This is a genomic window from Streptomyces sp. HUAS YS2 (assembly GCF_033343995.1).
GTDB classification, from domain to species: domain Bacteria; phylum Actinomycetota; class Actinomycetes; order Streptomycetales; family Streptomycetaceae; genus Streptomyces; species Streptomyces solicathayae.
Genome location: NZ_CP137573.1, coordinates 1,370,121 through 1,392,286, shown reverse-complemented (window position 1 = coordinate 1,392,286; position 22,166 = coordinate 1,370,121). Strand labels below are relative to the sequence as shown.

The 22,166-nt window shown below is 73.0% G+C and carries 23 protein-coding genes; 15 read left to right on the top strand and 8 right to left on the bottom strand.

Features of this window, described 5'->3' with window-relative positions; all coding sequences use genetic code 11:
• Positions 1-85: 85 nt before the first annotated feature.
• The 7 genes from R2D22_RS06460 (at position 86) to R2D22_RS06430 (ending at position 6,878) form a co-directional block, all read left to right on the top strand.
• A complete protein-coding gene (locus R2D22_RS06460; protein ID WP_318101837.1) occupies positions 86-1,270 on the top strand; it encodes an amidohydrolase in 1,185 nt (394 codons plus the stop codon).
• On the top strand, positions 1,267-2,934 hold the full coding sequence (locus tag R2D22_RS06455) for an ABC transporter substrate-binding protein (RefSeq protein WP_318101836.1): 1,668 nt from the start codon (positions 1,267-1,269) through the stop codon (positions 2,932-2,934). Before R2D22_RS06460 ends, R2D22_RS06455 begins: the two co-directional genes overlap by 4 nt.
• The gene (locus R2D22_RS06450; RefSeq protein WP_318101835.1) at positions 2,931-3,902 is read left to right on the top strand and encodes an ABC transporter permease; all 972 of its coding nucleotides are present in this window, start codon (positions 2,931-2,933) and stop codon (positions 3,900-3,902) included. The genes R2D22_RS06455 and R2D22_RS06450 overlap by 4 nt, the downstream gene beginning before the upstream one ends.
• On the top strand, positions 3,899-4,690 hold the full coding sequence (locus R2D22_RS06445) for an ABC transporter permease (protein ID WP_318101834.1): 792 nt from the start codon (positions 3,899-3,901) through the stop codon (positions 4,688-4,690). Before R2D22_RS06450 ends, R2D22_RS06445 begins: the two co-directional genes overlap by 4 nt.
• Positions 4,687-5,655: an ABC transporter ATP-binding protein gene (locus R2D22_RS06440; protein WP_318101832.1), complete on the top strand. Its 969-nt coding sequence runs from the start codon at positions 4,687-4,689 to the stop codon at positions 5,653-5,655. The genes R2D22_RS06445 and R2D22_RS06440 overlap by 4 nt, the downstream gene beginning before the upstream one ends.
• The gene (locus R2D22_RS06435) at positions 5,652-6,455 is read left to right on the top strand and encodes an ABC transporter ATP-binding protein (RefSeq protein ID WP_318101831.1); all 804 of its coding nucleotides are present in this window, start codon (positions 5,652-5,654) and stop codon (positions 6,453-6,455) included. The genes R2D22_RS06440 and R2D22_RS06435 overlap by 4 nt, the downstream gene beginning before the upstream one ends.
• 159 nt (positions 6,456-6,614) lie before the next feature.
• On the top strand, positions 6,615-6,878 hold the full coding sequence (locus R2D22_RS06430) for a WhiB family transcriptional regulator (protein WP_318101830.1): 264 nt from the start codon (positions 6,615-6,617) through the stop codon (positions 6,876-6,878).
• Between the two features lie 46 nt (positions 6,879-6,924).
• Here R2D22_RS06430 and R2D22_RS06425 read toward each other — a convergent pair whose 3' ends face one another.
• From R2D22_RS06425 to ssgD, 5 genes are all read right to left on the bottom strand, one after another.
• Complete coding sequence (locus tag R2D22_RS06425; protein ID WP_318101829.1) at positions 6,925-7,560, bottom strand: hypothetical protein; 636 nt, start codon at positions 7,558-7,560, stop codon at positions 6,925-6,927.
• A 12-nt stretch (positions 7,561-7,572) separates the two neighbouring features.
• Positions 7,573-8,766 carry a hypothetical protein gene (locus tag R2D22_RS06420; protein ID WP_318101828.1) on the bottom strand — a complete coding sequence of 398 codons (1,194 nt, stop codon included), beginning with the start codon at positions 8,764-8,766 and terminating at the stop codon, positions 7,573-7,575.
• Positions 8,763-9,059 carry a hypothetical protein gene (locus R2D22_RS06415; RefSeq protein ID WP_318101827.1) on the bottom strand — a complete coding sequence of 99 codons (297 nt, stop codon included), beginning with the start codon at positions 9,057-9,059 and terminating at the stop codon, positions 8,763-8,765. The genes R2D22_RS06420 and R2D22_RS06415 overlap by 4 nt, the downstream gene beginning before the upstream one ends.
• A 96-nt stretch (positions 9,060-9,155) precedes the next feature.
• Positions 9,156-10,130 (bottom strand): acyl-ACP desaturase, encoded by a 975-nt coding sequence (locus R2D22_RS06410; protein WP_318101825.1) that lies wholly within the window; start codon positions 10,128-10,130, stop codon positions 9,156-9,158.
• 391 nt (positions 10,131-10,521) lie between these two features.
• Entirely contained in the window at positions 10,522-10,932 is a 411-nt protein-coding gene (gene ssgD / locus R2D22_RS06405; RefSeq protein ID WP_318101824.1) for a spore wall synthesis regulator SsgD, read from the bottom strand.
• 157 nt (positions 10,933-11,089) lie between these two features.
• Here ssgD and R2D22_RS06400 point away from each other — a divergent pair, with 157 nt between their 5' ends.
• Positions 11,090-12,190 carry a WD40/YVTN/BNR-like repeat-containing protein gene (locus tag R2D22_RS06400; protein ID WP_318101822.1) on the top strand — a complete coding sequence of 367 codons (1,101 nt, stop codon included), beginning with the start codon at positions 11,090-11,092 and terminating at the stop codon, positions 12,188-12,190.
• 72 nt (positions 12,191-12,262) lie between these two features.
• Here R2D22_RS06400 and R2D22_RS06395 read toward each other — a convergent pair whose 3' ends face one another.
• Positions 12,263-12,562 (bottom strand): YciI family protein, encoded by a 300-nt coding sequence (locus R2D22_RS06395; protein WP_318101821.1) that lies wholly within the window; start codon positions 12,560-12,562, stop codon positions 12,263-12,265.
• Between the two features lie 77 nt (positions 12,563-12,639).
• Between R2D22_RS06395 and R2D22_RS06390 the strand changes: the two genes are divergently transcribed.
• The 3 genes from R2D22_RS06390 to R2D22_RS06380 are packed head-to-tail and all read left to right on the top strand — an operon-like array spanning position 12,640 to position 13,978.
• Complete coding sequence (locus R2D22_RS06390; RefSeq protein ID WP_318101820.1) at positions 12,640-13,347, top strand: endonuclease V; 708 nt, start codon at positions 12,640-12,642, stop codon at positions 13,345-13,347.
• A gap of 48 nt (positions 13,348-13,395) precedes the next feature.
• Positions 13,396-13,569: a morphogenic membrane protein MmpA gene (mmpA, locus tag R2D22_RS06385; RefSeq protein WP_318101819.1), complete on the top strand. Its 174-nt coding sequence runs from the start codon at positions 13,396-13,398 to the stop codon at positions 13,567-13,569.
• 25 nt (positions 13,570-13,594) lie between these two features.
• Complete coding sequence (locus R2D22_RS06380; protein ID WP_318101818.1) at positions 13,595-13,978, top strand: VOC family protein; 384 nt, start codon at positions 13,595-13,597, stop codon at positions 13,976-13,978.
• 39 nt (positions 13,979-14,017) lie between these two features.
• Here the strand turns inward: R2D22_RS06380 and R2D22_RS06375 are convergent, their stop codons facing one another.
• A complete protein-coding gene (locus R2D22_RS06375) occupies positions 14,018-15,223 on the bottom strand; it encodes a saccharopine dehydrogenase family protein (RefSeq protein WP_318101817.1) in 1,206 nt (401 codons plus the stop codon).
• A 239-nt stretch (positions 15,224-15,462) separates the two neighbouring features.
• On the opposite strand from R2D22_RS06375, the gene R2D22_RS06370 reads away from it, so the two are divergent.
• The 4 genes from R2D22_RS06370 to R2D22_RS06355 all read left to right on the top strand — a co-directional run bounded on the left by R2D22_RS06370 (position 15,463) and on the right by R2D22_RS06355 (position 21,268).
• Entirely contained in the window at positions 15,463-16,620 is a 1,158-nt protein-coding gene (locus R2D22_RS06370) for a CaiB/BaiF CoA transferase family protein (RefSeq protein WP_318101815.1), read from the top strand.
• Positions 16,617-17,759 carry an acyl-CoA dehydrogenase family protein gene (locus tag R2D22_RS06365; RefSeq protein WP_318101814.1) on the top strand — a complete coding sequence of 381 codons (1,143 nt, stop codon included), beginning with the start codon at positions 16,617-16,619 and terminating at the stop codon, positions 17,757-17,759. The genes R2D22_RS06370 and R2D22_RS06365 overlap by 4 nt, the downstream gene beginning before the upstream one ends.
• A 64-nt stretch (positions 17,760-17,823) precedes the next feature.
• Entirely contained in the window at positions 17,824-19,038 is a 1,215-nt protein-coding gene (locus R2D22_RS06360) for an acetyl-CoA C-acetyltransferase (RefSeq protein ID WP_318101812.1), read from the top strand.
• Between the two features lie 40 nt (positions 19,039-19,078).
• Positions 19,079-21,268 (top strand): 3-hydroxyacyl-CoA dehydrogenase NAD-binding domain-containing protein, encoded by a 2,190-nt coding sequence (locus R2D22_RS06355; RefSeq protein ID WP_318101811.1) that lies wholly within the window; start codon positions 19,079-19,081, stop codon positions 21,266-21,268.
• 83 nt (positions 21,269-21,351) lie between these two features.
• On the opposite strand, the gene R2D22_RS06350 is transcribed toward R2D22_RS06355, so the two are convergent.
• Positions 21,352-22,095, bottom strand: coding sequence for a MerR family transcriptional regulator (locus R2D22_RS06350; protein ID WP_318101809.1), 744 nt, complete (start codon positions 22,093-22,095; stop codon positions 21,352-21,354).
• Between the last annotated feature and the right edge of the window lie 71 nt (positions 22,096-22,166).

Sequence of the window (22,166 nt, the reverse complement as noted above, 5' to 3'; positions counted from 1 at the left end):
CCATCCGGTCCACCCCCTGTTCGAGTCATCAGATGTCTGATAACTCTATCCGGCAACTCGCCCGACCGCTCAGGGAGACGTTCGTATGACCCATGTTCGGATATCAGGAGTGCGGCCCCTCGGCGGGCCGCCTCGTGATTTGCACATCATGGACGGCCGGTTCGCCGACGAGGCGCCCGCCACGGCGACCGACGTCGTCGACGGCGCCGGGCTGCTGGCGCTGCCCGCCCCGGTGGACGCGCATATCCACCCCGACAAGACCACCTGGGGCGGCGGCTGGCTCAGCCGCGAACCGGCCGCCTCGCTGGGCGACCTCATCGCCTACGACGCCTCCGTACGCGCGGGCATGGCGCCGGTCGCCGACCGCGCCGGCGCACTGATCGACCGCGCCGTCACCCGCGGGACCCGGGCCATGCGCGCCCACGTCGACGTGGCCCCGCAGTACGGGCAGGCGAACGTGCACGGCGTACGGCAGGCGGCCGAGGCGCGGGCCGGCCTCGTCGACGTGCAGATCGTGGCCTTCCCCCAGATCGGCGTGCTGACCGCCCCCGGGACCGCGGCCCTGCTCGAGCAGGCCGTCGACGAGGGCGCGGACCTCGTCGGCGGCCTGGACCCGGTCGGCGTCGACGGCGACCGGGACGGGCAGCTGGACCTGCTGTTCGACCTGGCCGAGCGCCGCGGCGTCCCCCTGGACATCCACCTGCACGACGGAGGAGAGGCCGGTCTCGCCCAGATCACCGAGATCGCCCGCCGCACCGCGGCGCTCGCCCTGCACGGCCGGGTCACCGTCAGCCACGCCTTCTGCCTCGCCGACGCCCCGGCCGCCGCGCTCGACAAGACGGCCGCGCTGCTCGGCGAGGCGGGCGTGGCGGTCACCACCTGCGCGCTGGGCGCCGACCCCGTCGTCCCGATCGGACCGCTGACCGCAGCCGGGGTGCGGGTCGCGCTCGGGTCGGACGGGGTGCGCGACCCGTGGACGCCGTTCGGCGACGGCGACATGATCAACCGGGCCCACCTCCTCGCGTACCGCACCGACGCCCGCACCGACGCCGAACTCGCCGCCTGCTACACGCTCGCCGCCGACGCCGGCGCCGAGCTGCTCGGCCTGGAACGCTGCGCGTTCCGCCCGGGCGATCCGGCCGACTTCGTCCTCGTGGACGCCGAGTCCGTCGCCCAGGCCGTGGTCGACCGTCCACTGCCCCGATTCGTCGTGCACGGCGGGGCGGTCGTCGCCCGCGACGGCGCACTCGTCGAAGGAGTTGCCCGATGAACACGATCGCCCGCGACGAGCACCGCGGCCCCGCCGGGGCCCCGCGCCGGCGCCTCGTCCGCGCCACTGCCCTCGCCCTCGCCCTCGGCCTGGCCGTCTCCGCCTGCGGCGGGAGCTCCGGGAGCGGCAACGAACCCAAGGCCGGCGCGCAGCTCGACCTGAAGACCGCGACCCCCAAGGGCACGAAGCCGCTCGACTCCATCACCTGGAACCTGCCCTACGAGCCGCAGGGCATCGACCCCATCACCTCGTTCAACTACGCCGAGAACACCGTCCTCGCGAACCTCTGCGAGAGCCTGCAGCGGCTCACCCCGGACTTCGAGATCGAGCCGGGCCTGGCGAGCAAGGCCGAGAACCCGACGCCGACGACCTGGGTCTACACGATCCGCGACAAGGTGACCTTCTGGGACGGCACCCCGCTGACCGCCGAGGACGTGGCGGCGAGCCTGAAGCGGCATCTCGACCCCGCGCAGGGCACCTGGTGGGGCGACTACTTCCGACACGTGAAGACCGTCGAGGCCACCGGCCCGCTCCAGGTCACCGTCACCCTGAAGCAGCCCGACGCGCTGTTCAACCAGGCCATGGCCACCGCCGCCGGCGCGGTCACGCAGAAGGCGCACACGACGCGCGCGGGGAAGGACATCGGCACCCCCGAGCAGGGCGTCATATGCACCGGCCCGTTCAAGTTCGACAAGTGGCGTTCCGGTGACTCGCTGACCATCGTCCGCAACGAGCACTACTGGAACCCCTCGCTCGCGGCCCTGTCGAAGAGCATCACCTTCCGCTTCATCGCCGACGAGACCACCGCCGTGAACGCCCTGCGCTCCGGTGAGATCGACGGCCAGTACTTCTACCTGCCGCCCGCCGCCCTCGGCCAGCTCCAGCAGTCGCCGACCGGCAAGGTCACCCTCGGCCGCTCGCTCGCCTACTGGGCCCTGCTCGGCGCCACGAAGGAGGGCCCGTACGGCGACCCGAAGGTCCGCTCCGCCCTGTCCATGGCCCTGGACCGCGCCGCCCTCGGCTCCGCCGTCTTCCAGGGGGCGGCCGCCCCGGAGCGCGCCATGGCCGGACCGGCGTACTGGGGCTACGAGAAGGACACCTTCAAGGCGGCCTACGACAAGCTCCCCACCGGCAGGACCGACCTGGAGCAGGCCGAGAAGCTCCTCGCCGACGCCCCGAAGGGCACCATCACCATCGGCGTGCAGGGCAGTTCCGCCGTGCACGAGCAGACCGGCAACCTCATCAAGGCGACCGGCGAGAAGCTCGGCCTGAAGATCGACATCCGGGTCGTCCCGGTCGAGCAGTACGGCAACCTCTACAACGACCCCAAGGCCCGTGAGGGCATCGACGCGTTCCTGTCCACCTGGTACGGGAACGTCCCCGACCCGCTCGACGCCTACACGGTCTTCCTGGCCGGCGGCAACAACAACTTCAGCGGCTTCGGCGCAGTGGACGCCGACATCAAGCGCGCCCGCGCCGCGTCCGACCCCGCCGAGCGGGCCCGGATCGTCACCGGCATCCAGCAGAAGGTCGCCGAGGACGTGACGTGGATGCCGCTCAACAACCTTCCGGTGATCCTCTACATGAACGACCGGATCACGGGCGCCGTCCCGTCGTTCCCGTACCTCTACTACCCGTGGGCCTCCGGGCTGGGGGGCAAGTGAAGACCGCCGGCCTCAAGGCGTCCCTGACGTCCGGCACCGCCCGCTTCCTCGCCGGCAGGATGCTCGGCCTGGCCGTCGTCCTGCTCGTCGCCTCGTTCCTCGTGTACGGGCTGCTGTACCTCGTCCCCGGCGGGCCGATGGCGTTCCTGCTCGGCAACCGCACCGGCACGCCCGAGCAGATCGCCGCGATCCGGTCCCAGTACCGGCTCGACGACCCCTTCCTCGTGCGCTACGCGGGCTGGCTCGGCGACGCGCTCACCGGCGACCTGGGCCGCTCCCTGGTCTATCGGCAGGACGTGACCGACCTGCTCGCGGCCCGCGCCACCACCACCCTCTTCCTGGTCGTGTACTCGGCGACCCTGATCATCGTCGGCGGCCTCGTCGCCGGCACCGTCGGCGCGCTGCGCGGCGGCCGGACCGACACCCTGATCAGCGGCGTCTCGTCGCTCCTCCTCGCCACGCCGCCGTTCGTCATCGGCGTGATCCTGGTGATCGTCTTCGCCCGGGGCCTCGGCTGGTTCCCGGTGTTCGGCGCCGGGGACGGCCTGGGGGACCGCCTCCACCACCTCACCCTGCCCGCCGTCACCCTCGCCGCCGGCTCGGCCGCCTACCTGGCCCGGATCACCCGGGCCTGCGTCCAGGACGAACTGGGCCGCGAACACGTGGAGACCGCGCACAGCAGGGGCCTGAGCCCGGCCCGGATCATCCGGCGCCACGTGCTGCGCAACGCCGCCGTACCGGTGACCACCGTCGTCGGCCTGACCGTGGCCGGCCTGCTCGCCGGCGCGGTCGTCGTGGAGAACGTGTTCGCCCTCGACGGCATCGGCTCGCTGTTCGTCCGGGCGATCATGCAGCGGGACTTCGCGGTCGTCCAGGCCGTCGTCCTCGTGCTCGTCGCCTCCTTCGTCCTGATCAACCTGATCGTCGATCTCCTCTACCACGCCCTCGACCCCCGGATGGCACGATGAGTACGCCACTCGCGCGCGTCTCGGCCGGCCTGCTCGGACTGCTCGTCGCGGTGACGCTGATGGCACCCCTCCTGGCCCCCTACGACCCCGACGCGCCCGACCTGTTCAACGCCCTCGGCGCCGTCACCCCCGAGCACTGGCTCGGCGGCGACGCCCTCGGTCGCGACGTCCTGTCCCGTCTGATCCACGGCGCCCGCACCACCCTGCTCGGCCCGGTGCTCGTCATCGGCATCTCCGCCGTCATCGGCACCGCCCTGGCCATCACGGCCGCCTGGCACGGCGGTCGGACCGACGCGGTGATCTCCCGCGCCCTGGACGTGCTGTTCGCCGTCCCCGGCATCGTCTTCGCCCTGATCGCCGTCGCCGTCATGGGCCCCGGGCTGCTGCCCGTCGTCCTCGGCCTGACCGTCGCCTACACCCCGTACGTCGCCCGGGTGCTGCGCAGCGCCGCGCTCCGGGAACGCCAACTGCCGTACGTGGCAGCCGCCTGGGTGCAAGGCCGCTCGGGCTTCGCGATCTGCACCCGGCACCTGCTGCCCAACCTGCGGCCGCTGATCATCGCCCAGTCGGTCTCCGCACTCGGCTACGCCGTCATCGACCTGGCGGCGATCTCCTTCCTCGGCCTGGGCGTTCAACCACCCACCGCGGACTGGGGTTTGATGGTGAAGTCCGGGCTGGACAGCGCCATGCGCGGCAACGCCGTCGAGGCCGTTGCCGCCGGCACCCTGATCGCCCTCGTGGTGTGCGCTGTCAACGTACTCGGCGACCGACTGGGGGCCCAGAAGTGACCGAACTGCTGACCCTCGACGGCTTCGGCCTCGGCGTGCCGCACGCGACCGGCCCGCGCACCCTCGTCGAACACGTCGACCTCACCATCCGCCGCGGTGAGGCGGTCGGCCTCGTCGGCGAGTCCGGCTCGGGCAAGTCGATGACCGCCCGCGCCGTCATCGGCCTCACCCCGCCCGGCGCGACCACCACCGGCGACATCCGCTTCGACGGACGCTCGGTGACGGCGCTGAGCCGGAAGGAGCTGCGGGCCCTGCGCACCCGGCGGATCGCGATGATCTTCCAGGACCCCCGGGCCCACATCAATCCCGTCCACAGCGTCGGCGACTTCCTCACCGAGGCGATGACCGCGAACCTGGGCGTCGACCCGCACAAGGCCGCCGCCAAGGCCGTACGGCTCCTCGCCGACGTCGGGATCCCCGACGGCGAGCGCCGGATGCGCCAGTACCCGCACGAACTCTCCGGCGGCCTGCTGCAACGTGTGATGATCGCCTCGGCGCTCGCCGCCGAACCCGACCTGATCCTCGCCGACGAACCGACCACCGCCCTGGACGTCACCACCCAGTCCGAGGTGATGGCGATCCTCGACGAGGCGCGCCGCGAACGCGACATGGCCATGCTGCTGATCACGCACGACCTGGAACTGGCCGCCGCGGCCTGCGACCGGCTCGCGGTCATGTACGCGGGCCGCCTCGTGGAGACCCAGCCGGCCGAGGCCCTGACCGAACGCCCGCGCCACCCCTACACGATGGGCCTGCTGCGTTCCCGGCCCAGCATCGACGAGCGCCCCGACCGGCTGCCGGTGATCCCGGGCCGTCCGGTGGCGGCGTTCGAGGCGGACGACGGCTGCGCGTTCGCGCCGCGCTGCCCCCACGCCGAGACGGCGTGCGCGGCCGGCCGGCCCCCGGCGCGGGACATCGAGGGGACACGCGTGGCGTGCGTACGAGCGGAGGAACTGACGTGGTGACGACGGACAGTACGGACGCGGCGGTCGTCGAGGCGACCGGGCTGCGCAAGGAGTTCGGCGAGGCCGTCGCCGTGGACGACGTGTCGTTCACGCTGGCGCCCGGCGAGTCCCTGGCCGTCGTCGGCGAGTCCGGCTCCGGCAAGACGACCCTCGCGCGGATGCTCGTCGGCCTGGAGATACCGACCGCGGGCACCCTCACGGTCTGCGGGCGCCCGCGCACCGCGGGCAGGGTCTCCTCGGCCGAGCGGCGCCGGCGGGCGCGCGAGATCCAGATCGTCTTCCAGGACCCGTACTCGTCCCTGGACAAGCTCCAGCGCGTCGGTGACGTCGTCGAGACCAGCCTGGACCTGCACTTCCCGCTCACCCCCGCCGACCGCAAGCGGCGCGCCCTGGAACTCCTGGAGGCCGTCGGCCTGTCGGAACGGCACGCGGGCATGCTGCCCCGCCAGCTCTCCGGCGGGCAGCGGCAGCGGGTCGCGATCGCCCGGGCGATCGCCGTCGAGCCGCGCGTCCTCGTCCTCGACGAGGCCGTGGCCGCACTCGACGTGTCCATCCAGGCGCAGATCCTCAACCTGCTCGCCGACATCCGGGACCGGCAGGAGATCAGCTACGTGTTCATCTCCCACGACCTCGCGGTCGTCCACCAGATCAGCGACACGGCGGTGGTGATGCGCGGCGGTCGCGTCGTCGAGCAGGGCCCCACCCGGGACCTGCTCGCCACGCCCCGGGAGGCGTACACCCGGCAGCTGCGGGCCGCGGTGCCGCGCCCGGGCTGGAAGCCGCAGCGGAGACCCGCGTGAGGCCGCGGGAGACGATCCCACAGCGGCCGATCGACCCTCCGTCCGGCCGATGCGGCCGTCCGACGGTCACCGGGGCCCTGTTGCCGGACGGGTCCGGCGGCGCGCCGCGTTGATCGAACGTTGACGGCGTGTTTATGGCCGCCCGGCAGCGTGTCCACCATGCACACGGACACCATCGAACCCATCGCGACCGAGCCCGACATGACGTGGCGCGAGGACGCCCTCTGCGCCCAGGCGGGACCGGAGTTCTTCTTCCCGGCCCCCGGGTCCTCCACCCGCGAGGCCAAGCAGCTGTGCGGGGCCTGCGAGGGCCGGCTGGCCTGCCTGGAGTACGCCCTGCGCAACGACGAACGCTTCGGCGTCTGGGGCGGCCTCTCCGAGAAGGAGCGGCTCCGGCTGCGCCGGGACCGGGGCCGGGGCTGAGCGGGGGCGGGGCGTCACGGGGGCGCCCCGGCCCGGCCGGACACGGTCACATCAGGTCGAGCAGACGGCTCGGACGCGCCACGGTTCGGGGGGTCCGTGGCGCGTCGGGGTCGGTGAAGGCAAGCGTCTGTCCCACGCCGAGCAGGATGTCGGTGTACGGCGCGGCCAGTTCGGTCGCCGGAGTGGTGAGCTCGACGAGCACCACCCCGGAGCCGCTCGGCCGCGCGACGGCGAGCCGCGCCTGGAACGCGCCGGAGGCCACGGCGGGCCGTCCGGCGGCCTCCGGCACCGGGAGCAGCGATGTCACCAGCGCCGCGGGCGTCCCGCAGGTCAGGCGCACCGGCGTCCGCTCCTGTACGAGGCCGGCATCGGCGCCGGCCAGGGCCAGCACGCAGCGGGCGGCCGCCGCGGCGGGGCCGGGGGCCCGCGTCTCGACGTCCGAGAGCGTGAGCAGGCAGACGCGCCACTCGCCGTCGTCCCCGGAATGCAGCCCGAACGCCGCGTGGGCGACGCCCCGTTCGGGCAGTGACTCCAGCAGGTGCCGCAACGCCGCCGGCGGCGGGTCGGCGTGGAGCAGCGCGGTGGCGGCCGAGAGCCGTTCCTCCCAGTCGTCCAGCGCGTCCAGGTCGACGGGGAAGAAGCCCGGCGGGAGCCGGAACCAGCACGGTGCGGCGGTGGTCATCGTGGCCGTCTCCTAGCGGGACCGGCCGAAGAGCTCGGCCCCCGACCTCACGTGGTTGCCGAGTTCCGGGACGGCCCGCGCACCCTCGGTCGCCGTCGCCGCCGTACGGGCGGTCTCGTCGTCCTCCGAGGCCACCAGGCCCGTACCGGACGCGGCCACGCCGGTCGTCGCGGAGCCGACGTCGACCGCGGTCCCGGCGCCGGGGCGGCCGGTGCGCGCGGCCACCCAGTTCGCGACGGGCGTGCCGCCGTCGGCGAACGTGTGCATGGCGGTGCCGGTCTCGCTCGCGAACCGGCCCGCGTGGCCGCCCAGGCCGACCACCGTGCCCTCGCGGGCCGCCGCGGCCGCTCCGGCGGCGCCCTTGGCGACCGCTCCGACGCCCGGCAGCGTGCCGACGGCGTCGCCGGTCAGGGTGGCCGTCGAGAGCCAGAAGCGGGCGTCGCCCGGGCCTGCGGCCAGTCCGGCGCGGATCTTCGGGTCGCGGCTGTGCAGGACGAGGGCGCCGACGCTCGCGCCGGCCGCGACGAGCAGCAGCGGGACGGCGAGCGGGCCCGCGAAGAGTGCGACCAGGCCGAGCGTCGCCGAGGTCGCGCCGAGCACGTCGCCGAGGTTGTCGTCCAGCCAGCCGAGGGCCCGGTCCAGCGCGCCGGGCTCCGCGGGGGCGAGCCGGTCCGTGGCCGCGTCGAGCTCCTTGGCGATCCGGGCGGCGGTGGTGCGGTGGCTCTCCTCCAGTTCGCGGGCGCGGGCCCGGGTGCCGGCCAGCGCGGTGCGCGCCCTGGTGACCGCGTCGGCGGCCGCCTTCAGATCGGCCTCGGGGAGGCCGGGTCGGCGGGCGAGCGCGTTCCAGCGGGCCTCCGCGTTCCGGACGGCGGTCGCCTCCAGGCCGGCCCGGGTGTCGTACCGGCGGGCCGAGGCCTGGAGGCCCACCAGGTCGTCGTGCCAGGCGCCGAGCCGCCCCGCGGCCTTGGTCAGGGACCGGTGCGCGTTCTTCAGGTACCGGGGCAGCTCGCCGTCGAGCGCGGTGCGGAACGCGTCCGCCGCCTCGCCGGTCCAGTACGAGCTCTCCGACAGCAGCCGGGCGACGAGGCGGTGTGCGGTACCGAGCGAGGCCGCGGAGGCCGTCAGCCGGGCCCGCAGCGCCGCGATCTCCGTGGGGCTGCCCGGGGTGGGGTCCCAGCCCAGGTGCGGGTAGGCCGTCCCGCTCACCGGCCCACCGCCCGGAACGCGTCGGCCAGGGCCCGGTTCAGCTGGTCGTAGCCCTCGCGGCTGAGGGCGACGCCGTCGTGGACGGCCGCGACCCGGACGCCGAGCTGGTCCGCGCCGTGCTTCCAGCGTTCCTGGAAGCGGTCGCAGGCCTCGTCCAGTTCTCGGGTGCCGAGCTGGTCGACGCGTACCCGCTCCAGGGCCCGTCTCGCCGCGGCCAGGGAGGTGCGGGACTCGCGCAGCGCGCGCGAGAAGCGGCCCAACTGGTCGGTGTCCACACGGAGATCACGTTCCATGGCGGACCACCCTGGCAGACCGTCCCGGGACAAGAGAAACCTGCTCACACCTCAGGGTGACGAGCGGGTTCCTCCGGAGCGGGTGCCGGGGGCCGGTCAGCCCGCCGCGCGCGCCGCCATGCGCGCCTTGCGCGCCGCGAGCTTCTCGTCGAACTTCGTCGCCTCGGCGTCCAGGCCGTTCATGTACAGACCCAGCTCCTCCTGCGCCTTGAGGCCCTCCGGGCCGAGGCCGTCGATCTGGAGCACCTTGAGGAAGCGCAGCACCGGCGCGAGCACGTCGTCGTGGTGGATGCGCATGTTGTAGATCTCGCCGATGGCCATCTGCGCGGCGGCCCGCTCGAAGCCGGGCATGCCGTGTCCGGGCATCCGGAAGTTGACGACGACGTCCCGCACGGCCTGCATGGTGAGGTCCGGGGCGATCTCGAAGGCCGCGGCCAGCAGGTTGCGGTAGAAGATCATGTGCAGGTTCTCGTCGGCGGCGATGCGCGCCAGCATGCGGTCGCAGACCGGGTCGCCGGACTGGTGGCCGGTGTTGCGGTGCGAGATGCGGGTGGCCAGCTCCTGGAAGGAGACGTACGCGACCGAGTGCAGCATCGAGTGCCGGTTGTCGGACTCGAAGCCCTCGCTCATGTGGGACATCCGGAACTGCTCCAGCTTGTCCGGGTCCACGGCGCGCGAGGCGAGCAGGTAGTCGCGCATCACGATGCCGTGCCGGCCCTCCTCCGCGGTCCAGCGGTGCACCCAGGTGCCCCAGGCGCCGTCGCGACCGAAGAGGGTGGCGATCTCGTGGTGGTAGCTGGGCAGGTTGTCCTCGGTGAGGAGGTTCACCACCAGCGCGATCTTGCCGATGTCGGTGACCTTGGACTGGGACGGGTCCCAGGCCTCGCCGTCCTCGAAGAAGCCCGGGAAGTTCCGGCCGTCGGACCACGGCACGTACTCGTGCGGCATCCAGTCCTTGGTGACCTTCAGGTGGCGGTTGAGCTCCTGCTCCACCACCTCCTCCAGCGCGTGCAGCAGCCGGGCGTCGGTCCACCCTGCCGAGCTGCCGAGGTGGGGAGAGGTGAGCGTCACGGGGACTCCTGGGGACGGGAGTGATGCATACGGGATTACCTACGGACTCGTAGGTTACGAAACCGTAGGTTAAAGGCCCCATAAGGCGGCAGCCAAGCCCGCCTCGGCGATGTCCGGTTACGTTCCGTTATGCGCACTGCTCGGGTGCGGTGCGTGGAGACGCAGGTCACGCCGGGGGGTGCGCTCGGCGCGCGCTCCGACGAACCGGTCACGGCTACTCACAGCAGGTGGTCGGCGGCCCCCGCCTTGACCGCGGAGATCAGCGCGCGCAGCGCCTCCACCGAGTCGCCGACGTATTCGCCGGGCGCCGGCGTGGAGCCGCTCGCCCCCGCGCTCACCCCCGGGGGCGGCTCCAAGTCCTGGGCGTTACTGCACAGGTAGCGGCCGCGCGCTATTCCTCCAGGAGCCGGACGAGATCCCGCTCCCAGTCCAGGTACTGATGTTCACGGCCCGCCGGCACCAGATGCTGCGCCCGCTCCAGGAAGCGGCGTACCTCCGCCGTGCGGACATGCACCACCGCCACGCCTTCCGGCGCGTGGAACTCCACGACCGTGCGGTCGTAGCCGAACGGACGGACACGTACGTCCCCGAGCCCCGCCGGCCCCTCCACCCCCTCGGCCAGCAGCTCCCGCGAGAACGCCCAGGACACCTCGACACCCTCCAGGGTGGCCGGCGGCGGGAAAGCCATGCTCACGGCGTACGGGTCCGCACGGTCGTACCGCAACGTCGCCGGAACGGACTCCATCCGCGGTGCGGACGCGACGAGCCGGGCCTCCACTGGCTGCTCGATGTCGGTGGGCATGGCCTGCTCCTCACGCACGGCTCGGCTGACGTCCCCTCCACGAGGGAGGACGGGAAAACCGGCCGGCGCGTGCATCCCGGCACCGCGTGAGCTGTGTCACCGCCCGCCCACGAGGCGGTCTGGACGAGGCTTCCTGCGTGCACTAGCTTCCCGCGCCATGACGTCCATGGGGAAGACGAGACGAATGATGTCGGTGGGGCTGAGCGGGGCGGCGCTGGCCGCGGTGCTCGCGGCCCCGGCGCAGGCGGGGGAACCAGGAGGGAGCGAGACCGGCGGACGGCCCGGCTGGCAGCTGACGGAGACCGGCACGGACGCCCGGTTCCGGGGCCTCGCCGCGGTGAGCCGGGACACCGCCTGGGCGGCAGGCTCGAAGGGCACGGTGCTGCGCACCACCGACGGCGGCCGCAGCTGGCGGAACGTGTCGCCGCCCGGTGCGGCCGAGCTGCAGTTCCGCGACATCGAGGCGTTCGACGCCCGGCGCGCGGTGGTCCTTGCGATCGGCGAGGGCGAGTCGTCCCGGATCTTCCGTACCGAGGACGGCGGCGCGACCTGGACCGAGTCCTTCCGCAACACCGACCCGCGCGCCTTCTACGACTGCGTCACCTTCTTCGACCCCCGGCACGGCCTCGCCATGAGCGACCCGGTCGACGGCAAGTACCGCATCCTCTCCACCCGCGACGGCGGAAGGTCCTGGGAGGTGCTGCCGGACGCCGGGATGCCGGCCGCGCTGCCCGGCGAGGCCGGGTTCGCCGCGAGCGGCCAGTGCCTGGTGAGTGCGGGACCCAAGGACGTCTGGCTGGCCACCGGCGGCGGCGCGACCGCCCGCGTCCTGCACTCCGGGGACCGCGGCCTGACGTGGACCGCCGCCGAATCGGGCATCCCGGCCGGCGATCCGGCCCGCGGTGTCTTCGCGCTCGCCTTCCGCGACCGCACGCACGGCCTCGCGGTCGGCGGCGACTACCGGCCCGACCAGGCGTCCCCGCGCGCGGCGGCGGTCACCGGCGACGGCGGCCGGACCTGGCGGGAGGCCGAAGCCCCGCCGCCCGCGTACCGCTCCGGGGTGGCCTGGCTGCCGCACAGCGGGTCGGCCGCGCTGGCCGTCGGCCCCACCGGCACGGACCTGACGATCGACGGCGGCCGTACCTGGCGGACCGTGGACACCGGCTCGTACGACACCGTCGACTGCACGGCCGACGGCGGCTGCTGGGCCTCCGGCGAGAAGGGCCGGATCGCCCGGCTGAGCCGCGCCGGGGACTGAGGGGGCCGCGGACGGGGTCAGGAGCGGGCCGGGTCGGGAAGCGTGCCGCGGACGGGGTCAGGAGCGGCTGGGTCAGGACGGCAGCTGCTGCCGGTACGGGGCCAGCTCGGGCGCCGTCTTGGTCGCGATGAACTCCGTGATCCGGTACGCGCACACCCCGCCGGTGCTGAAGGGGTCGGCCGCCGCGATCTTCTCGATCTGCGCGCGGTCGTCCCCGACGGCCAGGATCACGCCGCCGTCACGCGGGTTCTTCCGGCCGGAGGCGATGAAGACCCCGGCCGCGTACTGCGCGTCCAGCCACTCGATGTGCGGGGCCATGAGCGCGTCGACCTGCTCGACGTCGGCGGTGTAGGTCAATTCCAGAACGAACATGGCACGCAGGCTACCCGGGCCGGCCTGCGGAAACGGGGGGTGTCCGGGGAACGGACCGCCGTAGGGTGGCGATCATCATGAGGATCACCGACACACCCGCGGACTGGCCCGCGGACGAGGCCGCCGCCCGCGCCCTCCAGGACGAACTCCGCGGACGGGTGGACCCGGACGACTCCGGGCCGCCGCCCGGGACCGGCCATGTCACCGGGCTCGACGTCGCCTACGACGACGAACGCGACCTCGTCGCGGCGGCGGCGGTCGTGCTGGACGCGGGGACCCTGGAGGTCGTCGAGGAGGCCACGGCGGTCGGCCGGGTGGCGTTCCCGTACGTGCCGGGGCTGCTGGCCTTCCGCGAGATCCCCACCGTGCTGGGCGCGCTGGAGTCGCTGGCCGCCGAGCCCGGACTGCTGGTCTGCGACGGGTACGGTCGCGCCCACCCGCGCCGCTTCGGCCTGGCCAGCCATCTCGGGGTGCTGACCGGACTGCCGTCGATCGGCGTCGCCAAGAACCCGTTCACCTTCACGTACGAGCAACCCGGCCCGCAGCGGGGCGACTTCAGCCCGCTGGTCGCCGACGACGCGGAGGGCCGCGAGATGGTGGGGCGGGCGCTGCGCACCCGAGACGGGGTCAAGCCGGTCTTCGTCTCCGCCGGGCACCGGGTCGGCCTGGAGACGGCGTGCGCGCACACGCTGCTGCTCAGCCCGCGCTACCGGATCCCCGAGACGACCCGGCGCGCGGACGCCCTGTGCCGGGCGGCTCTGAAGGAAGCACTCACCCGGACCTGAGTACCCGTACGGATGCCGTTGTCAGTGGGGGACGGCAGGCTGGGCGCCATGACGACTCCGACCCGGGTTCTGCCGACCGCGGCCGCCCTCCCCAGCGCCCCGACCGCCCTGCGCCGCAGCGAGCGCGCCATGATGTCCGCCCTCGCCGTGGCGGCGGTGCTCGCCGTGTGCTGGCTGTCGGCGATGATCTACATCGTGGGCGCCTGGGCGCTCGCCCTGTGACCCCGTGACCGGAACGGAGGGCCGTGTGATCGGCTCCCTGCAGTGTCTCGTCCTCGACTGCGCCGATGTGCGTGAACTGGCCCTTTTCTATCGGGGGTTGCTCGGCGGCGAGGTCGACCGCCCGGATCCCCGCTGGGCCCTCGGCGACGCCTGGTCCACGCTGCACCCGGACGCCGGCCCGGTCCTGGCGTTCCAGCGGGTGGCCGACCACCGGCCGCCGGTCTGGGGCGACCCGGCCCGCCCGCAGCAGTCCCACCTCGACGTGGACGTCACGGACCTGGACGCCGCCCACGCCGAGGTGCTCGCGCTCGGCGCGACCCTCCTCGACGCCGGCGGCGGCACCCGCTCCTGGCGCGTCTACGCCGACCCGGCCGGCCACCCGTTCTGCCTGGTCCGGCACCGGAGCTGACCGGGCCGAGGAGCTCCACCCCGACCGACGGGCGGTGGCTCAGCGCGCGTCGGCCACCCGGAAGCGGATGCCCGCCGCGCGCAGTCGGGCGATCAGGGCGTCGCCCATCGCGACCGCCGTGGTGACCTGGCCCGCGGTCTTCGGGAGCGGGTCGAACGCGAGGCAGAGGGCCGACTCGGCGAGCATCTTGGCCGTCTCGTCGTAGCCCGGGTCCCCGCCGGAGACCTCGGTGAAGACACGGCGTCCGCCGCCCTCGCCGACGAACCGCACGGTGAACCAGCTGCGCGCCCGGCGCTCGGCGCTCGGGCCCTGCCCCGGCTCGTAACGGCTCATCAGCCAGCGGCGCACCGCAGGGAGTTGGGCCGCGCCCACGCCCACGCCGATGGCGGCCGTGCCGCCCAGCGCCATCGGCAGCGTACGGACCGAGGCGTAGTGGCGGTAGCGGAAGTCCGGGCCGTACCGGTCGAGCGCCGCGGCCGAGCGCGCGACGACCTGCGGGTCCAGCGTCGGCAGCGGCAGCGCCCAGGTGCCGGTCTCGGTGCTGAACCGCGGCGCGCCGAGCGGTGCTCGTGCGCGTCGGGCCACCAGCCGCGGTTCGTGCAGCCGCCGCTCGTGCGCCGCCCGCAGGATCTCCCGGCCGCGGCCGAACGCGGTGAGCGCGGACGCGAAGGTGCCACCGGAGAAGATCGCGCCCGCGCGGACGAAGCCGTCGACGGTCAGCGGCACGCCCTCGGGCAGCTGCTGGACCGTGAAGTACGCGCCCAGGTCGTGCGGTACCGAGTCGAAGCCGCAGGCGTGCACGATCCGCGCCCCCGTCTCGCGGGCCCGCGCGTCGTGCAGCACGTAGGTCCGGTCGACGAACTCCGCCTCGCCGGTCAGGTCCAGGTAGTCCGTGCCCGCCTCCGCGCAGGCGGCCACCAGGCCGTCGCCGTACCAGACGTACGGGCCGACCGTGGTGGCCAGCACCCGCGTGGCCGCGGCGAGTTCGTGCAGCGAGCCGGTGTCCTCGGCGTCGGCCTGCAGCAGCGGCAGGTCGGCGCAGCGCGGCCACCGGGCGGCGAGCCGGTCGCGCACCGCCTCCAGCTTGCCGCGGTTGCGTCCGGCGAGCGCCCAGCGGCAGTCGTCGGGCGCGTGGGCGGCCAGGTATTCCGCGGTGAGTTCGCCGACGAACCCGGTCGCCCCGAAGAGCACCACGTCGTACGCCCGCCCGCCGCGCTCCACCGTCGTGCCGTCCTGTGTCTCCATCCGGCCTCGCCCTCGCCTTCCCCTGCGACCCGCCCCGCGCGGTTGATAGGAGGCGGAGCCTACTGGTCGGTCACCGGTAGTCGTCGGGGTGGTCCCGCATCCAGCAGGTTGCGCCCGTAGGGGCTTCCGGTGGAGCGGATTTCTGAGCGCTTGCTCGGCGCAGACCCTTGTGCTGAGTGGAACACGTTCCTAGCATCGTCGGTGTTACAGCGGTTGTGTCACACAAGGCTGGGGGCAGGATGGCAGCGACAGGGAACGGCGGCGGCGGACCGCTCTCCGGAGTGCGCGTGGTCGAGCTGGCGGGCATCGGCCCCGGCCCGTTCGCCGCGATGCTCCTGGCCGACCTCGGCGCCGACGTGGTCCGCGTCGACCGTCCCGGCGGAGCGGGACTCGGCATCGACCCGGCGTACGACATCACCAACCGCAACAAGCGCTCCGTCCTCGTCGACCTCAAGTCCGCCGACGGACCCGCGACCGTGCTCGACCTCGTCGAGCGCGCCGACATCCTCGTCGAGGGCTACCGCCCCGGCGTCGCCGAGCGGCTCGGCGTCGGCCCCGAGGAGTGCCTCGCCCGCAACCCGCGGCTCGTCTACGGCCGGATGACCGGCTGGGGCCAGGACGGCCCGCTCGCCCGGACCGCCGGCCACGACATCGGCTACATCGCCCTCACCGGCGCCCTCGGCATGATCGGCCCCGACCCGGACGGCCCGCCGACCGTGCCCGCCAACCTCGTCGGCGACTACGCCGGCGGCTCGCTGTACCTGGTGATCGGCGTCCTGGCCGCGCTCCAGCACGCCCGTACCCACGGCGCCGGCCAGGTCGTCGACGCCGCGATCGTCGACGGCACCTCCCACCTCACCGCCATGATCCACGGCATGCTGGCGGCCGGCGGCTGGCAGGACCGCCGCGGGGTCAACCTGCTGGACGGCGGCTGCCCCTTCTACGGCACGTACGAGACCGCCGACGGCGGCTACATGGCCGTCGGGGCCCTGGAGCAGCAGTTCTACGAGGAGTTCGGCCGTCTGCTCGGCATCGAGGAGGCCGCCTCCGCCCGCAAGGACCTGGCCCGCTGGGGCGAGCTGAAGGACGCGATCGCCGCCCGCTTCCGTACCCGTACCCGCGACGAGTGGACCGTCGTCTTCGAGGGCACCGACGCCTGCGTCGCCCCCGTCCTGTCCTTGCGTGAGGCCCCCGCCCACCCGCATCTCGCCGCCCGCGGCACCTTCGTCGAGCACGGCGGCCTCACCCAGCCCGCGCCCGCCCCCCGCTTCTCCGCCACCCCCGCCACCGTGCGCAGCGGCCCCGCGATGCCCGGCGCGGACACCGCCGCCGTCGCCCGCGACTGGAACACGCCCTCCCTCGTCGACCCCGCAGCTCCCCAGGAGTCCACCGCATGAAGCGTCAGATCTTCACCGCCGACCACGAGGCGTTCCGCGAGTCCGTCCGCACCTTCCTCGCCAAGGAGGTCCTGCCGCACTACGAGCAGTGGGAGAAGGACGGCATCGTCTCGCGCGAGGTGTGGCGGGCCGCCGGCCGGCAGGGCCTGCTCGGCCTCGCCGTCGACGAGGAGTACGGAGGCGGCGGCAACACCGACTTCCGGTACAGCGCCGTCCTCGCCGAGGAGTTCACCCGGGCCGGCGCGCCCGGCCTCGCGATCGGCCTGCACAACGACATCATCGGCCCGTACCTGACCTCGCTCGCCACCGACGAGCAGAAGGCCCGCTGGCTGCCCGGCTTCTGCAGCGGCGAGACGATCACCGCCATCGCCATGACCGAGCCCGGCGCCGGCTCCGACCTCCAGGGCATCCGCACCAGCGCCGAGGACCGCGGCGACCACTGGGTGCTCAACGGCTCGAAGACCTTCATCTCCAACGGCATCCTCGCCGACCTGGTGATCGTCGTCGCGAAGACCACCCCGGAAGGCGGCGCGCACGGCCTTTCGCTCCTCGTCGTGGAGCGGGGCACGGAGGGCTTCGAGCGCGGCCGCAACCTCGACAAGATCGGACAGAAGTCCCAGGACACCGCCGAGCTCTTCTTCAACGACGTCCGCGTCCCCAAGGAGAACCTGCTCGGCGAGCTCGACGGCGCGTTCATCCACCTGATGACCAACCTCGCGCAGGAGCGGATGGCCATCGCGGTCGCCGGCATCGCCGCCGCCGAGCACCTCTTGGAGATCACCACGACGTACGTGAAGGAGCGCGAGGCCTTCGGCCGGCCGCTCTCCCGGCTCCAGCACATCCGCTTCGAGATCGCGGAGATGGCCACCGAGTGCGCCGTCACCCGCAGCTTCCTCGACCGCTGCATCGTCGACCACTCGAACGGCGAGCTCGACCACGTGCACGCCTCGATGGCCAAGTGGTGGGCCACCGAGCTGCAGAAGCGGGTCGCGGACCGCTGCCTCCAGCTGCACGGCGGATACGGGTACATGTCCGAGTACCCGGTCGCCCGGGCCTACACGGACGGACGTATCCAGACCATCTACGGCGGCACGACCGAGATCATGAAGGAGATCATCGGCCGCTCCCTGCTCGGCTGACCGCTGCCCCCGCCTTCGCAACGACCTCCTCATCCACCCTCTGAAGCCTCCCGAAAGGCGTCCCGTGAGCACCGAAGCGTACGTGTACGACGCGATCCGCACCCCGCGCGGCCGCGGCAAGGCCAACGGCTCCCTGCACGGCACCAAGCCGATCGACCTGGTCGTCGGCCTCATCCACGAGATCCAGGGCCGCTTCCCGGACCTCGACCCGGCCGCCATCGACGACATCGTCCTCGGCGTCGTCGGCCCGGTCGGCGACCAGGGCTCCGACATCGCCCGCATCGCGGCCATCGCCGCGGGCCTGCCGGACACCGTCGCCGGCGTCCAGGAGAACCGCTTCTGCGCCTCCGGCCTCGAGGCCGTCAACATGGCCGCGATGAAGGTCCGCTCCGGCTGGGAGGACCTGGTCCTGGCCGGCGGCGTGGAGTCGATGTCCCGCGTGCCGATGGCCTCCGACGGCGGCGCCTGGTTCGCCGACCCGATGACCAACTTCGACACCAACTTCGTCCCGCAGGGCATCGGCGCCGACCTGATCGCCACCATCGAGGGCTTCTCCCGGCGCGACGTCGACGAGTACGCCGCCCTGTCCCAGGAGCGCGCCGCCGCGGCCTGGAAGGACGGCCGCTTCGACCGCTCCGTCGTGCCCGTGACCGACCGCAACGGCCTGGTCGTCCTCGACCACGACGAGTTCATGCGCCCCGGCACCACCGCGGACTCGCTCGCCAAGCTCAAGCCGTCCTTCGCGGACATCGGCGACCTCGGCGGTTTCGACGCCGTCGCGCTGCAGAAGTACCACTGGGTGGAGAAGATCGACCACGTCCACCACGCCGGCAACTCCTCCGGCATCGTCGACGGCGCCTCCCTCGTCGCCATCGGCTCCAAGGAGGTCGGCGAGCGGTACGGGCTGACCCCGCGCGCCCGGATCGTGGCCGCCGCCGTCTCCGGCTCCGAGCCGACGATCATGCTCACCGGTCCGGCCCCGGCCACCCGCAAGGTCCTCGCCAAGGCCGGGCTGACCATGGACGACATCGACCTGGTCGAGATCAACGAGGCCTTCGCCGGCGTCGTGCTGCGCTTCGTCAAGGACATGGGCATCAGCCTCGACAAGGTCAACGTCAACGGCGGCGCGATCGCGCTGGGCCACCCGCTCGGCGCGACCGGCGCGATGATCCTCGGCACCCTGATCGACGAGCTCGAGCGCCAGGACAAGCGCTACGGCCTCGCCACGCTCTGCGTGGGCGGCGGCATGGGCATCGCCACGATCGTCGAACGCGTCTGACCGTCCGTCCTGCTCGAACTTCTCTATCGGAGACATTCCAATGACCGAGAGCACCACCATCCGCTGGGAACAGGACGAGACCGGGATCGTCACCCTCGTCCTCGACGACCCCGACCAGTCCGCGAACACCATGAACCAGGCGTTCAAGGACTCCATCGCCGCGATCGCCGACCGCGCCGAGGCCGAGAAGGACTCCATCCGCGGCATCATCTACACCTCCGCGAAGAAGACCTTCTTCGCCGGCGGCGACCTCAAGGACATGATCAAGGCCGGCCCCGAGGACGCCCAGCAGATCTTCGAGGCCGCCACCGGCATCAAGAGCTCGCTGCGCCGCATCGAGACCCTCGGCAAGCCCGTCGTCGCCGCGATCAACGGCGCGGCCCTCGGCGGCGGTTACGAGATCGCCCTGGCCAGCCACCACCGCGTCGCCCTCGACGCGCCCGGCTCCAAGATCGGTCTGCCCGAGGTCACCCTCGGGCTGCTCCCGGGCGGTGGCGGCGTCGCCCGCACCGTACGCCTCATGGGCATCGCCGACGCCCTGCTCAAGGTGCTGCTCCAGGGCACGCAGTACAACCCGCAGCGCGCGCTGGAGAACGGCCTGGTCCACGAACTGGCCGCCACGCCCGAGGAGATGCTGGCCAAGGCCCGCGCCTTCATCGACGCCAACCCGGAGTCGAAGCAGCCCTGGGACGTCCCCGGCCACAAGATCCCCGGCGGCACCCCGTCCAACCCGCGCTTCGCCGCCAACCTGCCGGCCTTCCCGGCGAACCTGAAGAAGCAGCTGAACGGCGCCCCCTACCCGGCCCCGCGCAACATCCTCGCCGCGGCCGTCGAGGGCTCGCAGGTCGACTTCGAGACCGCGCTGACCATCGAGGCCCGGTACTTCACCGAGCTGGTCACCGGTCAGACCGCCAAGAACATGATCCAGGCGTTCTTCTTCGACCTGCAGGCCGTCAACTCCGGCGCCAGCCGCCCCAAGGGCATCGAGCCGCGCACGGTCCGCAAGGTCGCCGTCCTCGGCGCGGGCATGATGGGCGCCGGCATCGCGTACTCCTGCGCCCGCGCCGGCATCCAGGTCGTCCTCAAGGACGTCACCGACGAGGCCGCCGCCAAGGGCAAGGCGTACTCCGAGAAGCTCTGCGCCAAGGCCGTCTCCCGGGGCCGCACCACCCAGGAGAAGGCCGACGCCCTGCTCGCCCTCATCAAGCCGACCGCCGACCCGGCCGACGTGGCCGGCTGCGACGCGGTGATCGAGGCCGTCTTCGAGAACCCGGAGCTCAAGCACAAGGTCTTCAAGGAGATCCAGGACGTCGTCGACCCCGACGCGCTGCTCTGCTCCAACACCTCGACGCTGCCCATCACCCTGCTCGCCGAGGGCGTCTCCCGCCCGGCCGACTTCATCGGCCTGCACTTCTTCTCGCCCGTCGACAAGATGCCGCTGGTCGAGATCATCAAGGGCGAGCGCACCGGCGACGAGGCGCTGGCCCGCGCCTTCGACCTGGTCCGGCAGATCAAGAAGACCCCGATCGTGGTCAACGACTCGCGCGGCTTCTTCACCTCCCGGGTCATCGGCCAGTTCATGAACGAGGGCGTGGCCATGGTCGGCGAGGGCGTCAACCCGGCCTCCGTCGAGCAGGCCGCCGCCCAGGCCGGCTACCCGGCCAAGGTGCTCTCGCTCCTCGACGAGCTGACCCTCACCCTGCCCCGCAAGATCCGCAACGAGACCCGGCGCGCGATCGAGGAGGAGGGCGGCACCTGGCCCGAGCACCCGGCGGAGGCCGTCATCGACCGGATGGTCGACGAGTTCGACCGCACGGGCCGCAGCGGCGGCGCCGGCTTCTACGACTACGACGAGAACGGCAAGCGCGCCGGGCTGTGGCCGGGGCTGGCCGAGCACTTCGGCAACCCGGACACGGCGGACATCCCCTTCGAGACCGTGTCTTTTGAAGACATGAAGGAGCGGATGCTGTTCTCCGAGGCGCTGGACACCGTCCGCTGCCTGGAGGAGGGCGTCCTCACCTCGGTCGCCGACGCCAACATCGGCTCGATCATGGGCATCGGCTTCCCGGCGTGGACGGGTGGCGTGCTCCAGTACATCAACGGCTACGCGGGTGGCCTGCCCGGCTTCGTGGCGCGGGCGCGCGAGCTGGCCGAGCAGTACGGCGAGCGGTTCGCCCCGCCGGCGCTGCTGCTGGAGAAGGCGGAGCGCGGCGAGGTCTTCACGGACTGACGTCTCGTCCGATCGGGCGGAGGGCCCGGACCCGCAGGTGCGGTTCCGGGCCCTCCGCCCCTGTCGGCTGGCGTGCCTTCCGGTCAGCCCTCGTCGCCGAAGGCGCCCCGCAACTGCTCCCGCAGCGACCGCTGGAACGCGGTCACCAGGGCCTGGACCACGATCGGCTGCATGTGCGCGGAGAGGGACTTCATCGCCGCGACGTGATCGGCGTCCGCCTCGCGCTCCCGGTACGGGTCCCAGACCTCGTCCCGGAACAGCCGCGACAGCTCCTGGGCCGCCTGGCGGGCGTGGTCGAGCAGGACGGTGCGGGAGGCGAGGATCGTCTCGTGCGGGATGGGCACGTCGAGCAGTTCGACGCCCAGCCGCAGCAGGGTGCCGTCCAGCCGGAACGTCTCGGGGCCCGGCCCCTGGTCGAGCACGCCCATCGCGGCCAGCCGGTCGACGTCCTCGTCGGACAACGGCCGGCCGGCCCGCCGCTCCAGCTCCCGCCGGTCGATCACCTCGGCGGACTCCGGGGCCCACGAGGCCACCAGGGCCCGGTGGATGGCCAGATCCTGGGCGCTCAGGTCCGGCGGCAGCTGTTCCAGGTACCGCTCGATCGCGGCGAGCGTCATGCCGCGCTGCTGGAGCTCCTCGATCAGCGCCAGCCGCGACAGGTGCTCGGGGCCGTAGTGCCCGACCCGGCGCGGGCCGATCACCGGCGGCGGCAGCAGTCCGCGGGTGCCGTAGAAACGGACGGTGCGCACGGTCACGCCCGCCCGGGCGGCCAGTTCGTCGACCGTGTACGTCGGTGACGGCGGCTGCCCCTCGGTCCCCGTTGCCATCTGAGGCGCCTCGCTCTCCGTCTCGCCCTGGTGGAACAGTATTGCTGTCTCATCTGCGTTGTAAAAGACTT